Genomic DNA, 13,733 nt, shown 5'->3' with positions numbered 1-13,733 from the left:
GTGCTCTCATACGTTCCTTCTCAGTGCCATACACGCACTTTGTGGCGCTAGGTGCTCCTTGTAGTGGAGTGCCTTCGTGTCCCACGAGAAGAGGGGCTGAGAGGTCAGATGTCCAATTATCTTCACGAGAACGACGGCCCGGGCACATCCGATGTGCCGTCGTCGACCCGGCGGCGCTGGTGGCTGACCACCGGGGTCGCCGGGCTGGCCGGCGTCAGCCTGGTCGCCGCCTCGCTGAGCACGAGTGCCGGCGCGACCGGGCTGAACCGGCTCGCCGGAAAGCCCACCGCCCAGCACGTCAACCAGGCCGACGCCCCGAAGCAGGATGGCGGGCCGGGCGAATCGGGCCGGCCGGAGGTCCCCGGCGGCCGGGAGTCCGACGAGCAGGACGGGCCGGGCTGGAACCCGGACGGGCAGGACTGGGGCGGCGGTGACGGCGCTCCCGGTGGTGCCTTCGAAGGCGGCGGCCCGGAGGGCGCCGCCGGCGTCACCCCGGGCGGTGCGCCCGGCGGCGATGCCTCGAAGGGCACGCCGGGTTCCCCGAGCGCCGCACCCGGCGGTGCGTCCGGCGCGCCGAGCAAGGGCGACCCCGACACCCGGGGCAGGAGCGAGGGGAACTCCGCGGGCAAGGGCGGACCGGACGCCGCCGGCAAGGGCGACCCGGACACCCGGGGCAAGAGCGACGCGGACGCCGCCGGCAAGGGCGGACCCGGCTCCACCGGCAAGGGCGGACCCGACTCCGCGGGCAAGGGCGGACCGGAAGGCTCCGACCGGGGCGGATCAGACTCCGCCGGCAAGGGCGGACCGGAGGGCTCCGACTGGGGCGGACCGGGTGGGCGTGAATCTCGGATCGTCGAGGTGCCCTGCGACTCCGAGTCGCTGCTGATCGCGGTCATCCGGGCCAACGCCGGCCGGGGTGGCGCCATCAAGCTCGCGCACGACTGCACCTACACCATCACCAGCAACAGCGGCAGCGCGTTCCCGACCATCACCCGCGCGGTGAGCATCGAGGGCGACAAGTCAGTGCTGGTGGCGGCGACGCAGTCCGACCGGTTCCGCTTCTTCAACGTGGGTCTCGGCGGGCAGTTGCGGCTGCGTGGCCTCACCATCAAGGGCGGCTACTCCGGCGGGGGCGGCGCGCTCCGGGTCGAGGAGGGTGGCACGGCCGAGCTGGAGAAGACGACGCTGGTGAAGAACCAGAGCAGCAACGCCGGCGGCGCGATCGAGAACGACGGGACGCTCCTGCTCAAGGAGAGCAACGTCGAGCGCAACCAGGCCATCACCGGCAACGGCGGTGGCATCGAGAACAGCGGCCTGCTGCGGATCGAGGACTCCCGCATCTCGTACAACACCGCGGGCCGTAACGGTGGTGGCATCGCCAACTCCGAAGACGGAACCGTCCTGGCGGAGAAGACCGTCGTCGCCAGCAACAGGTCGCACCACGACGGCGCCGGCATCTGGAACGCCGGCGGTACCGTCACGCTGCACAAGGCGTTGATCAAGGACAACTCCAGCGCCCGGAACGGCGGGGGCATCTTCGGCTGGTCCGGGGGACGGTTCACCCTGCGACAGGTCACGGTGGCCAACAACGCCGCAGGCCGGGATGGTGGCGGCATAGCCCTGTCCACCGGCACCACCACCATTTACAACAGCCTGATCGCCGGCAACGTCGCCGGCCGCGACGGCGGCGGCATCAACAACGCCAGTTCTCAGGTGAACATCACCCGCAGCCTGCTGGTCGGCAACATGGCCGGTAGGAGCGGCGGTGGCATCAACAACCACGGGCTGGTCACGCTGACCGCGGTCAAGATCACGGAGAACACGGCCGGGGTTGGCGGTGGCGGCATCGCCAACAACGGGCCGTTCGGCGTGGTCACCGGCGACGAGGACACCATCGTCTTCGAGAACCGGCCGGACAACTGCTTCACCGGCGCGCTGGCCCTCACCGACGTCCCGGGCTGCTTCTGACGGGATGACCGGACCGGCGCGACCACGGTCGGCCAGCCGGAACGGCCGCGACACCAGCGCTGCGCCCCCGTACCTCTCCAGGTACGGGGGCGGAGCGCTGCAACCGTCGAGGAGGACGGGACCGAGCGGGACCGGCCGGGACTGGCCGGGACCGGGCGGGGCCGGCGGGGCCGGCGGGGCCGGCGGGGCAAGCCTGGACGAGCGAGAACGGCCGGAACCCGCCGGGGCGCGCGGGGGCCGGCCTCCGGACGAACGAGAACGGCGGGAGCCGACCGGGACGCGCGGGGACCGGCCGGACGTTCAGTCCGGCAGCGGCACGGCGGTCCCGCTGACCTCGATGCCCGAGGCCGCCGCGGCGGGGACCCGCACGGTCAGCAGGCTGGGTCGTCCGAGATCCGCACCCTGGTGGACGGTGAGGGTGGCGGGCGGGTCGACCAGACCGAGTTCCCGCAGGTAACCGCCGAGGGCGGCCGCCGCCGCGCCAGTGGCGGGATCCTCCACGACCCCACCGGGCGGGAACGGGTTACGAGCGTGGAAAACGGTCGGCGACTCCCGCCAGACGAGGTCCACAGTGGTCCATTCCCGCGCGGCCATCAGCGCGGCCAGCGCCGGAAAGTCGTAGTCCAGGTCGGCGAGGCGGGCACGGGTCCCGGCCGCCATGATCGGGTGCCAGGCCCCGGCGTACCCGATCCGGGCCGGCAGGTCGGCGTCCAGGTCTCCCGGCTGCCAGCGCAGCGCGGCGAGCAACGCGGCGCGATCGTCCTGGGCCAACGCCACGGTACGGGGTGGAACGCTGATCAGCGTCGCGGTGGGCGGGCCGCCGGACGCGACGGTGGTGACCACGTCGACCCGACCGGCCCGGGTGTCGAACCGAAGCGTCCCCGGTCCGTGCCGGTCGGCGTACGCCACGGCCGAGGCGATGGTGGCGTGCCCGCAGAACGGCACCTCCGCCCGAGGGCTGAAGTACCGGACCGTGAAGTCCCGATCGGTGCCTTTGGGCAGCAGGAAGGCGGTTTCGGAGTAACCGAGGTCGGCGGCGATGGCGAGCATCCTGGCGTCGTCCGTTCCCCGGGCGTCGAGCACCACGCCGGCCGGGTTGCCGCCGTTCGGGAGGTCGGTGAAGGCCGTGTACCGCAGGATCTCCATGACGGCGACGTTAGCCCGAGCCGGCGGCACCGTCGGTGGCCAATCCCGGCTCCGCGGCCCGCCGCCTCCCCGGCGGCGCTGGTCAGAACGTTAAGAGGGGCCCCTGCTATACGAAAAGCGATAACAGGGGGCCCTTCCTTACCGGTCAGCCGCGTTGGACGAAGACCGCGACGCTCCGGGCGGGCACGCTGAACGTGCCGCTGGCCGGGTCGAAGGACGCGGTCCGCAACACCGGGTCGGCCGAGTCCCGCTGTACCGGGTGCAGGCTCACGTCGGCGCCGCGTAGCTGCGGGACCGTCTGCGCCGCGGCGTGCGGGGTCGCGTTGAACACCACCGTCAGCGACGACCAGCGGCCGTCCAGGCCCCGGCCGTCCAGGCGCATGGTCAGCACGCCCGGGGTCTCGTCGGTGCCGGACAGTGGGAACGACACCCGCCGCTGCACCTCGGCGGCACTGGCCAGCCCGAACACCGGCGACGAGCGGCGGATCCGGAGCAGTTCGGCGTACCCGGCGTTGGCCTGGTCGATGGCCGCGCAGTCCGGCACCAGCGCCGGATCGGCCAGCAGTGGCCGGGCGTACGGCCACTTGTCCCGGTTGTCCGGGGCCGGGGGCAGTCCGGCGCCGAACCCGTTGCCGTCGGCGCAGTTCCACCGGATCTGGTTGAACCAGTCACCGGAGTTGAACGAGTTGCGGTCCAGCGATTTGGACCGCAACCGCTCGGAGCCGGCGGCGGCGAACCCGGTGCCCTGGCCGAGCGCGGTGGCGGCCAGCGCGAGCACCTGCATCCGGGCCCGGTCCGCCGCGCCGGTGCCCTGGGGAAGTTTGTACGCCAGCGCGTCGTACAGGATCTCGTTGTCGTGCGCGTCGACGTACGTGACGGCCTCCGCCGGCGTGGCGGTGTAGCCGGCGGGCGATCCGTTGTAGTCGACCTGCGCCCCGCTGACCGAGGCGCCGGACGAGTCGGTGAACCGGTAGCCCGCCAGGTTTCCGGTCAGGCCCACCTTGAGCAGATCCTGGTAGTGCAGCAGCCGGGCCCGCTGCTCGGCGGCCGTGCCGTTCACCGGGTCGCCGTTCGGGTCGGTGAACAGGCCCGAGGCGAAACCCTGGACCCGGGGGTTGCCGTCGAACGGGCCGCCGCCCCGGACTGCGTCGCGGAGCCGGTCGTTGAAGGTGCCGATGCCGGTGCCGGCCAGGTTGGCCTGGGTGGCCTGCACGAACCGGGCGTCGCCCGCGACCTCGCCGAAGTTCCAGCCCTCCCCGTAGAGCAGGATCGACCGCCCGTCGACCCCGTCGTGGGCCAGGGTCAACCGGTCCAGCGCCGCCCGCACGGCCAGGATGTTCGCCTTCGGGTGGTGGCCCATCAGGTCGAACCGGAAACCGTCCACCTTGTACGCCGTGGCCCAGGTGACGATCGAGTCGACCACCAGTTTGCCCATCATCGCGTGCTCGGGTGCGGTGTTGGCGCAGCAGGTGGAGTCGGCGACCGTGCCGTCGTCGAGCAGCCGGTGGTAGTAGCCGGGCACGATCTGGTCGAGTACCGACTTCGGGTCGGCGCCGGACGCGGCGGTGTGGTTGTAGACCACGTCCAGCACCACCCGCAGGCCGGCGCCGTTGACCCCGGCCACCAGCTGCCGGAACTCCCTCGTCCGGGCGGCACCGTCCGGGTCGACCGCGTACCCGCCCTCGGGCACGGTGTAGTGCAGCGGGTCGTACCCCCAGTTGTAGCCGTCGGTGTCGGCGACGGCCGCCACGCACTCCTGCTGTTTCTCCGAGTCCGGCGGCAGCGCGGCCAGGTCGCAGGCCGGCTGTTTCTGGTCGGCCCGCCGCTCGGGGATGGTGGCGAAGTCGAAGACCGGCAGCAGGTGCAGGTGGGTCACGCCGGCGTCGCCGAGGGCCTTCAGATGTCGCATCCCGGCGCTGGTCGGGTCGGTGAAGGCGCCGAACGTGCCCCGCCGCCCGGCCGGCACGCTGGTGTCGGCGATCGAGAAGTCGCGTACCGACAGTTCCTGGATCTGCGCCCGGGCCGGGGCCACCGCGGTCGGCTTGCGCAGCGCGTCCCACCCGGCGGGCGCCAGCCTCGGGTCGGTCAGGTCGACGATCTGACTGTGCGTGGAGTCGGCCGACAGCGCCACCGAGTACGGGTCGGTGACCGACACGGTGACCATCCGCTGGGTGGCGGGTTGCCAGGCCCGCACCTGGTAGCGGTAGTAGCGTCCGGTCCAGCTCCGGCCGCCGCGTACCGACCACACGCCGGTACGGTCGTCCCGGCGCATGGCGACGACGCTGGGGCTGCCGGCCGGGTCGTCGAACAGTTGCAGCGCCACCGACCGGGCGGTCGGGGCCCACACCGACAGCGTTGACCGGCCGCCGTCGAAGCTCACCCCGAGGTCCGCGCCGGTGGCCGCCGCATACACGTCGTCGAGCACCCCGGGCAGCTGCACCCCGGTCGCCGCCAGCAGGTGGCCGGCGTCGTCGCTCTCGGTCACCACGACCTGGCCGCGCAGCAGGTCCGGTACCCGGGCCAGATCGCGCTGGTCCAGGTCGAATGCTCGGTACTGCCACAGCTGCGGGAACTTCGCGCGCTGGGCCTCGGTGAGGCTGTCGCGCCGGGCCCGTAACTCCACCCGGGTGTACGTCCCGGACAGCTTGCCGTCGATGACGACCAGGCCGCCCTCGGGGGCGGAGACCAGGTCGTACCGGCGGCCGTCGGTGGGCCCGGTCTGCCAGGCCACGGTCCCGGCGTCGATCCACTGGGCCCGTTGCCTGGTGATGTCGAGGTCGTGGCTCACGCTGGCGGTCACCGGCAGCAGCCGGCCCGGCGTACCGGCCAGCAGCCACGCCTGGTGTCCGGCGGTGGCGAAGTCGAGGCGCTGGTCATCCGGCAGGTCCTTGGTGTCGCCGTTGTGGATGATGTAGTTGACGTCACTCGCCCCGGCCGCCAGGGGCACCTTCCAGTACACGCCGTAGGCGTCCTGGCCGCTCGGCCGCAGCGGGCTGCCCCAGTCGGTCGGCTCCGCCGCGCCGGTCCAGACGTGCAGCCCCCATCCGGAGTAGTCGCCGTCGGTGCGGCGGTAGTGCAACACCGCCGTGGTCTGGTCGACGGGCGGATCCGGTTCCCCGGTGGCCGCCTGGCGGGTGGTGTAGACCGTCGGGTCGCCCTGCTTGATCCAGACCTCCCCGGTGCTGGTGACGTCGATGCCGCGATCCGCCCCGACATCCTTCGTGCCGTTCCTGTCTACCATGAGGAAGCCAACGGAACCGGCGCCCGGTTTGAGCCGTACCCAGGCGAACCGGCCGTACGAGTCCTCGCCCGCGAACGGTTGTCCCTTGGGCCAGTCCGTCTGGGACGCCGGGTCGATGTCGCCCCAGGCGTACAGACCCCAGTCGTCGTAGTCGCCGGCCGGGCGCTGGTAGTGGACCACCGCCCAGTCCCGGCTGGTGGTCTCCGGCGGCCCGGTGTGGCGGCTAATTGGCTGGCGCGGGACCGCCGGGCTCGCTTGACTACCGGCATGCCCACCCTGACCGAGCCGACCAGCCGGGTCCGCGAGTCCTTCCTCGCCGCGATGGCCGAGTTCCGCGCCGAGGGCCGGGGTGACCGGCAGGACCACACGATGATCGGACACGAGATCCGGGAACACGCCACCACCTGGACCTCACCCGAGGGTTTCGCGCGGTTCGTGGCCGAACTACGCGCGCAGGCGCTGCCCGAGTCGCCACGGCCGGCCGGGTTCGTCCCGTCCACCACCCTGTGGTGGGTCGAGGGCGACCGGTACCTGGGCCGGATCGCGGTCCGGCACCGGCTCACCCCGAGCCTGCGGGACCTCGGCGGGCACATCGGTTACGACGTACGCCCGTCGGCCCGGCGGCGCGGGCACGCTACGGCGATGCTCCGGGCGGTTCTGCCGGTCGCCCGGGAACTCGGGATCGAGTCCGCGCTGGTGACCTGCGACGTGGACAACGTCGCGTCCCGCCGGGTGATCGAACACAACGGTGGGGTGCTGGAGGATCAGCGGGGTGCCAAGCTGCGCTTCTGGGTGCCCGTACCCCCGGCCACCCGCAGCCGACCGGTCACGAACCGCTGAGGTCGCAGCCGGCGCCGTTCACCGAGCAGGCCAGTGGGCGCGGCTCGGTCGCGGTGTGGAACCACATCTGCAACCGGAGTGACGTTCCCGGGGCGAGCGTTGCCGAGCCGGTGAACACGTACCGGTCGCCGGTGCGGCGCAGGGTCGGCTGGGACCGGCCGTCCACCTGGTAGAGCCGGAGGTCACCGACGCCGGCCGGAAAGCTCAGCGATGCCGTCCACGACCGTGCCGCACCGGACGGGTTGCCGATCCTCAACTCACCGATGAACGAGCCGCCCCAGATGTCGCGTACCCGGTAACTCGTGGTCAGCACCGGGGATTGCGGGCCGGCGGACCGGCTCGGTGCCGCCCGGCCCGGCACGGCCGACGCCGACGGCGGACGCGGCCGGTGGGCGGGCGTCGGCGCGGCCGACGGCGCCCCGGCCGTTTCCACAGCGGCTGCGGTGGTTGCGACGGCCGAGGGCGTTCCGGGGGCCGACGAGCCGGAATCGGCGATCGGCGGGCCCGCTGACTGCCACCGTGGCTGGGTCAGGGCCCTGGACCGGTTCGGGCCGGCCCCGCCGGAATAGCCGGAATAGGCGGCCACGGCGATGACGAACAGCACCATCATCACGCAGGCGCCCGCCACCACCACGATCCATGGTGCCCAGGCGAGCGGACCCGGCCTGCGCCGCTCAATTTCCACCGCGCCGGGCATCGGCCCCTCCAGCGACTCATAGCTGACCCGGCGAGACTAGCGGGCTGACCACCGAACGGTACGGGCGGGCCGTCCAGGCGGTACGTCAGATCGTGTCGCTCCATGTCGATCGGTTCGAATCCGGCGGGTCGGACGGGTGCCAGTGTGGTGGCCGGGGCGGGACGGAATTGTCGGACCTCGCCGGCATGTCGCTAATACTCACTGGGTAATTCCCGACAACCGACAGAAGCCGCGAGAGGACTATTTTCGCGTTTTTCCGTGTTTCCGCGCTCGGGCAGCATCTTTCTTTAAGAACCATCTCGTAATCTCGCAGACAGACTCCCCGAACGACCGCCACCTCGGGCTGGGCCACCAATCGGCAATTTATCGGATCATTGATCGGCTCAGCTCAACGCGATTCCAGCGGGCTTGGATGATCAATCTTTAACATGCTGTTAATAGACAACTTTGGCCAGCGTGACCCAGGGTGATCGGTCCAGTGATTCCTTGGCAGATTCGGCGGATCAGCCACCGACAACAGGCAAGCACAAAGCCGTCGAGCGCCTAGATATGTCGGACTCGACGGACTCGACGGAATGCACGAACGGAATCACGGTCCGCACCCGGCGAATTTTTGAATCCGCCATGATTGGCAAGTCGACATGGCATTGATCAGTTGACATGTAACGATTGCCGATAACAATTATCTCGGCTGCCCAATCCCCAGCAGCCACCAATAGGTTCTCAAGGAGGACGTGTTGAAGCTCTCCAAGCGCCTCGCGGCGTTGACCGTGGCCACGGCCATGGTCGGCACCGCGCTGACCACCGGCGTCGTCACCGCCGCCGAGGCAGCCAGCACCGGTAGCGGCCTGACCAGTGGGCCAGCTCAGGTCACCGCCGACGTCGCCCGCACGATGCAGGGCTCCGGCGCCGAGGCCCAGCAGCAGGCACTCACCGCCTACTGGACGCCGGACCGGATGAAGAACGCCCACCCGGACAGCGACCTGCCCTCGATGAAGCGGGCGAGCGCGTCCGCCGGCACCGGAACCACCTCCGGCACCGAGGCGACCCGCCCGCAGGGCCCCGCCGGTTCGATCCCGGCGGCGCCACCGGTGGCCGAGCCGAAGGCCGCGGCACCGGGCGTGTCCACCGACTCGTTCTACCCCAACCTCCCGGTCGGCTCCCCGGCCGCCAGGACCAACGGCAAGGTCTTCTTCACCAGCGCCGGCCTGAACTACGTGTGTTCGGGAGCCATCGTCAACACCGAGGGCAAGTCCACGGTGTGGACCGCCGGCCACTGCGTCTCCAGCGGCGGCCAGTGGAACTACAACTGGGTCTTCGTGCCCAACTACGCCAGCGGCTCCGCCCCCTACGGCAACTGGTCCGCGTCCGCGCTCTGGACCACGAGCGCCTGGTTCGGTAACAACAACGACTTCGCCAACGACGTCGGCGCCGCCATCATGTACCGCAACAGCGCCGGCTACCGCATCGCCGACTACCTCGGCGCGCAGGGGATCGCCTGGAACTACGCCGTCGGCCAGTACGCCTACGCCTTCGGCTACCCGCAGGCGTCCCCCTACAACGGATGCTGCCTCACCGAGGCGACGGGGACCACCTACAGCGGTGGCACCAACATCATCTACATGGTCAACGACATGACCGGCGGATCGTCCGGTGGCCCCTGGCTGATCAACTTCGACGGCAACTGGGGCAACATCAACGGTCACAACGACTTCAAGTACAACAACCAGCCCCAGTACATGTACTCGCCGTACTACGGCAACCAGGTCTCCAGCCTCTACAACCAGGTGCGGTACATCTCGGCCTGACCGGAGCAGCCAACCGGACAGCATGGGAACGGGTGCCGGATCCGCGTTCGCGGGTCCGGCACCCGGCACGTTCACTATCGTACGGAGCGGAACCAGGCCGTCACGTTGCCGGTCCAAGGAGACATGATGCGAACACTTCGACTCGGCACGGCGCTGACCATGCTGCTGGCCACCGGGGCCTGCGCCCAGGTGGCCGGCGGCAGTCCGGCCGGAAGCGGCAGTGACCCGGGGCGAGAGGTGACCTCCACCGCCCTGCCGCCACCACAGCCCGGCCCGTCAGTCTCCGGCGCGCCCCGGGAGCCGGGCCCGAACGAGACCCGTCCGGACAGCCGGGCCGTCGATCTCCGGCCCGCCGTCTGGGACCGGATCGCCCCGGCGACCGGCAACCAGGTACGGGTCCACTTCACCACCACCGGGCGTCCGGAGTGCGCGGCGCTGGGCCGGGTGGACATCGCCGAGGCCGCCGACGCCGTCACGATCACCCTGCTCGTCGGCCGGCTGCCCGGCGCCGACTGCGACGGCGCGGTGGCGCAGCTCGCGGCGCCCATGGTGACCACGGTCAGCCTGAAGGCGCCACTGGGCCACCGGAGCATCCGGGACGGCTCGCGGAACTGATCCGCCCGGCGTCGCCTACACGGCCGGACGGTGCCGCACGGTGCCCGTCGCGTCCACGGCCGGACGGTGCCGCACGGTGCCCGTCGCGTCGACGGCCGGGTGACGTGGTCAACCGGCGCGGATGACCGTGCAGATCGCCGGGCCGCCGTCGGTCATCCGCAGCAGGTATTCGAACCGCTCCCCCGGCACCGCGCCGCCCCGGCTGTCCAGGTACTCCCACTCGACAGCCACCGTGGTGAGCAGCGCCGAGACCGACCGTACGTCCCGGATCTGCGCGTTCGCCGCCACCAGCTCCCGGTCCTGGTAGTCCGGTGCGGCGCCGACGAAGGACAGCGCCACCGCGGCCGGCGTGGCGAACGAGAAGCTGTAGGTGTCCGCGACCACCATGCCCGGCAGGGCATAACAGCCCGCGATGCCGGGTACGTCGGCCGCCACCAGCGCGGCGCCGTACCGATCGAAGAACTCGGTGAGCGTCTCGAGGTCGGTCGAAGTATTCACGCAGGTAGCAGTATCCGCGCCGGGCGCGCGGCAAACCGGATCGACGCTGGCCTTTTTATGGTCCGCGCCACCGCAGCCGGGCCAGCGCCCACCCGGAGCCGGGCCAGCGCCCGTCCCGAGCCGGATCAGCGCGGCGGGATCCGGACCGCGATCTCGGCGCCCAGTCGCGCGCCACCGGTGAGCGCGAGGTCGTCGCCGCTCCAGAACCGCCCGGGGTCGTACCAGTTCGGCCGCCGTCCGCCCGGCAGCAGGCCCATCTCCTCGTACGTCACCGCGACGACCTCGGCGCAGTACGCCGTCTCCAGCGCGCTGTCCCGGACCGACGCCGGCCCGCGTACCCCCGGCGCCTCGACCGGAGTGTCGCCGCCCCCGACCCGGGCTGGCCGGCGGCGGTCACCGGGATCCCCGCCACCCGGGTGCCCGCCCGGCCTCGGCAGCCGTACCACCGGTGCCCGGCCGTGCAACCAGCGCCAGGCCAGCCGGGCGGTGGACGGGAACGGCGTGCCGTCCAACCGGGCGACGGTGCGCAACACCGCGTCCTCCATCTCCCGGCTCGCCGACGGTTCCAGCTGGCGCAGCCAGGCCCGCTGGCCGTACCGGGTGGCCCAGACGCAGACCGCGTCCCGCAGGTCGTGCAGCTGCACCCCGCGCTGCCGCGTACCGGACCACAGGTCGGGCAGCGACCGGCCCAGCTCGGCGTGCCACATCAACGGTGGCAGGTCCTCCAGCACCACCGACATGCCCACATGGTTGACGGGACTGTTGGTGGTGAACTGGATGGCCCGGTCCGGCATGCTCCGCCCGCGGAACACCCACACGTCCCCGGTGCGGGTCAGCTCGACCGCCTCGTCCAGGCTGATGCTCGTCTCGGCCACCCGCCCACCCTAGAAGCCCCCGCCCGCGGGGCAAGGAAGGGCCCCTTCTTATCGTTTCCGGTATAGGAAGGGCCCCCGCTTAACGCCGCGCCAACCGCGCTGACGCCGCGCCGACCGCGCTGACGCCGCGCCGACCGCGCTGACGCCGTGCCGACCGCGCTCGCCTCAGCTCCGACGAGCTGCCGCGGCGGCCATCCGATCCACGGCCTCGGCGAGGATCTCCGGCGCGGTGGCCAGGTTGAGCCGGACATGTCCCGCGCCGCCGGCACCGAACTCCAGCCCCGAGTTGACCGCCACCCGGCCACGGTCCAGGAACACGGCGGCCGGATCGTCGCCCAGACCCAGCTCCCGGCAGTCCAACCAGGCCAGGTACGTCCCCTCCCCCGGCCGGTACCGCACCGCCGGCAGCCGCTCGGCGAGCAGGTCGACAAGCAGCCGCCGGTTCCCGTCCAATCCGGACAGCAGGGCATCCAGCCAGGCGCCGCCCTCGGTGAGGGCCGCGCTGTGCGCGACGATCCCGAGATGGCTGGGACCGTGGCTCACCTCCTCGGGCAACCGGGCCAGGTCCGCCGCCGACTCCGGACCGGCCACCGCCAGCGCCGCCTTGAGCCCGGCCAGATTCCACGCCTTGGACGCGGACAGCAACGCGAACCCGTCCGCACCGCCGGGCACCGTCAGGTACGGCACGAACTCCGCCCCGGGCAGCACCAGCGGCGCGTGGATCTCGTCGGCGATCACCCGTACCCCGTACCGTCCGGCCAGTTCGGCCACCGCGGACAGTTCGTCCCGGGTGTGTACCGCGCCGGTCGGGTTGTGCGGGCTGCACAGCAGGTAGGCCGCGCGCCGGCCCCCGGCGGTCGCCGCCCGGAACGCCACGGCGAGAGCGTCCAGGTCAAGCCGGCCCGACGGGTCCAGCGGCGCCTCCAGCACCCGCCGGCCCGAGTGCGCGACAAACTGGTAGAACGGCGGATACACCGGCGGATTGACCACCACGGCATCCCCGTCGCCGGTGGCCAGCTTCAACATCTCGACCACGCCGAGCATGACGTCCGGCACGATCGCCGTACGCCGAGGATCGATCGTCCAACCCCACCGCCGGGCCGCGAAGCCGGCAAGCGCCTCGGCGTACCGGAGGCCGTACGGATAACCCGTGTCACCCAGGGCGATGGCGTCGGTCAGGGCCCGCGCGATCGGCTCGGCCAGCGGCACGTCCATCTCCGCGACCCAGAGCGGGAGTACGTCCGGCGGGAACTGCCGCCATTTCATACTCGTCCGCTGGCGCAACCGGTCCAGGCTGAGCGCCCGCAACGGGTTGCCGGACCGCGACGCCTGGTCCTGGTCCGACCCTTGGTCCTGGTCCGACCCTTGGTCCTGGTCCGGCCCGTGGGGCTGGGCTCGGCTCCGGAGCTGGTACTGGTCCGGCGCTCGGCGCTGGGTCGGTAGCTGGCTCTGGGCCGGTAGCTGGCTCTGGGCCGGTAGCTGGCTCTGGGCCGGCGGCCGGCTGCGGTCCTGATCCTGGTCCCGGCGGCTGCCCGGCATGCCGGAGCCCGCCGCGATGCTTTCGTCGACCATGCCGGCTAGCCTATGCCGATGCGGTGGTGGAAGATCCTCGGTCTGGCCGGTCTCGCTGGCGTCGCGGCCACCGGCGTGGTGGTGGCCCGCGCCGAACGCAAGCGCCGGGCCTACACCCCGGAGGAGATCCGGGGCCGGTTACGCGAGCGGCACGCCGAAGCCACCAGCACGACCAATCTCGCCGGCACGGCCCTCCCTACCGGCACGGCCCCCGATCACACCGGCGCGGCCGATCCCACCAGCGCACCCCCCGGTCACACCGATACGGCCGACCCCACCAGCGCACCCCCCGGTCACACCGATACGACCGACCCCGCCGACCCGACCAGCGCAACCCCCGGTCGCACCGGCACGGCCGATCCCACCGGTCCCACCGAGTCGGGCGCTACCGGCTGACGGCCGGATACGGCCTTCTTGTGGATCGTGGGGTTTTTGTGTCCCCCGGGGGGAAACAGAAACCCACAATCCCACCA

Annotated in this window: 10 protein-coding genes and 1 pseudogene; 5 read left to right on the top strand and 6 right to left on the bottom strand. The window is 71.7% G+C overall.

Annotated features, from left to right (window positions below; all coding sequences use genetic code 11):
- Positions 1-108 precede the first annotated feature (108 nt).
- Positions 109-1,968 (top strand): ICP22 family protein, encoded by a 1,860-nt coding sequence (locus ACXN5W_RS16275; RefSeq protein WP_473159136.1) that lies wholly within the window; start codon positions 109-111, stop codon positions 1,966-1,968.
- A gap of 300 nt (positions 1,969-2,268) precedes the next feature.
- On the opposite strand, the gene ACXN5W_RS16270 is transcribed toward ACXN5W_RS16275, so the two are convergent.
- Together ACXN5W_RS16270 and pulA are read right to left on the bottom strand one after the other, a co-directional pair.
- Complete coding sequence (locus ACXN5W_RS16270; protein WP_473159135.1) at positions 2,269-3,114, bottom strand: PhzF family phenazine biosynthesis protein; 846 nt, start codon at positions 3,112-3,114, stop codon at positions 2,269-2,271.
- A gap of 145 nt (positions 3,115-3,259) precedes the next feature.
- Positions 3,260-6,556, bottom strand: a pseudogene (gene pulA, locus ACXN5W_RS16265) (pullulanase-type alpha-1,6-glucosidase); the annotation flags it as partial.
- 66 nt (positions 6,557-6,622) lie between these two features.
- Between pulA and ACXN5W_RS16260 the strand changes: the two are divergent.
- Positions 6,623-7,195, top strand: a complete 573-nt coding sequence (locus tag ACXN5W_RS16260) for a GNAT family N-acetyltransferase (RefSeq protein ID WP_473159134.1) — start codon at positions 6,623-6,625, stop codon at positions 7,193-7,195.
- On the opposite strand, the gene ACXN5W_RS16255 is transcribed toward ACXN5W_RS16260, so the two are convergent.
- Positions 7,182-7,892, bottom strand: a complete 711-nt coding sequence (locus ACXN5W_RS16255) for a hypothetical protein (protein ID WP_473159133.1) — start codon at positions 7,890-7,892, stop codon at positions 7,182-7,184. The genes ACXN5W_RS16260 and ACXN5W_RS16255 overlap by 14 nt on opposite strands.
- A 737-nt stretch (positions 7,893-8,629) precedes the next feature.
- Here ACXN5W_RS16255 and ACXN5W_RS16250 point away from each other — a divergent pair.
- Entirely contained in the window at positions 8,630-9,700 is a 1,071-nt protein-coding gene (locus tag ACXN5W_RS16250) for a trypsin-like serine peptidase (RefSeq protein WP_473159132.1), read from the top strand.
- 126 nt (positions 9,701-9,826) lie between these two features.
- Positions 9,827-10,315, top strand: a complete 489-nt coding sequence (locus tag ACXN5W_RS16245; protein WP_473159131.1) for a hypothetical protein — start codon at positions 9,827-9,829, stop codon at positions 10,313-10,315.
- 108 nt (positions 10,316-10,423) lie between these two features.
- Here the strand turns inward: ACXN5W_RS16245 and ACXN5W_RS16240 are convergent, their stop codons facing one another.
- The 3 genes from ACXN5W_RS16240 to ACXN5W_RS16230 all read right to left on the bottom strand — a co-directional run bounded on the left by ACXN5W_RS16240 (position 10,424) and on the right by ACXN5W_RS16230 (position 13,260).
- The gene (locus tag ACXN5W_RS16240; RefSeq protein WP_473159130.1) at positions 10,424-10,813 is read right to left on the bottom strand and encodes a hypothetical protein; all 390 of its coding nucleotides are present in this window, start codon (positions 10,811-10,813) and stop codon (positions 10,424-10,426) included.
- A 125-nt stretch (positions 10,814-10,938) separates the two neighbouring features.
- On the bottom strand, positions 10,939-11,688 hold the full coding sequence (locus tag ACXN5W_RS16235; protein WP_473159129.1) for a hypothetical protein: 750 nt from the start codon (positions 11,686-11,688) through the stop codon (positions 10,939-10,941).
- A 165-nt stretch (positions 11,689-11,853) separates the two neighbouring features.
- A complete protein-coding gene (locus ACXN5W_RS16230) occupies positions 11,854-13,260 on the bottom strand; it encodes a MalY/PatB family protein (RefSeq protein WP_473159128.1) in 1,407 nt (468 codons plus the stop codon).
- Positions 13,261-13,278: 18 nt separating this feature from the next.
- On the opposite strand from ACXN5W_RS16230, the gene ACXN5W_RS16225 reads away from it, so the two are divergent.
- Entirely contained in the window at positions 13,279-13,656 is a 378-nt protein-coding gene (locus tag ACXN5W_RS16225) for a hypothetical protein (protein WP_473159127.1), read from the top strand.
- Positions 13,657-13,733: the final 77 nt, after the last annotated feature.

The sequence above is a fragment of the Plantactinospora sp. A48 genome (assembly GCF_055793945.1).
Note: the sequence above shows the minus strand (reverse complement) of the source record. Positions and strands in the feature narration are given on the sequence as shown.

Excerpts from the sequence above, each read along its gene's own strand:
- ACXN5W_RS16275 (WP_473159136.1), top strand. The coding sequence starts at position 109 with ATGTCCAATTATCTTCACGAGAACGACGGCCCGGGCACATCCGATGTG.
- ACXN5W_RS16255 (WP_473159133.1), bottom strand. The coding sequence starts at position 7,892 with ATGCCCGGCGCGGTGGAAATTGAGCGGCGCAGGCCGGGTCCGCTCGCC.
- ACXN5W_RS16245 (WP_473159131.1), top strand. The coding sequence starts at position 9,827 with ATGCGAACACTTCGACTCGGCACGGCGCTGACCATGCTGCTGGCCACC.
- ACXN5W_RS16230 (WP_473159128.1), bottom strand. The coding sequence starts at position 13,260 with ATGGTCGACGAAAGCATCGCGGCGGGCTCCGGCATGCCGGGCAGCCGC.
- ACXN5W_RS16225 (WP_473159127.1), top strand. The coding sequence starts at position 13,279 with ATGCGGTGGTGGAAGATCCTCGGTCTGGCCGGTCTCGCTGGCGTCGCG.
- ACXN5W_RS16270 (WP_473159135.1), bottom strand. The coding sequence starts at position 3,114 with ATGGAGATCCTGCGGTACACGGCCTTCACCGACCTCCCGAACGGCGGC.
- ACXN5W_RS16260 (WP_473159134.1), top strand. The coding sequence starts at position 6,623 with ATGCCCACCCTGACCGAGCCGACCAGCCGGGTCCGCGAGTCCTTCCTC.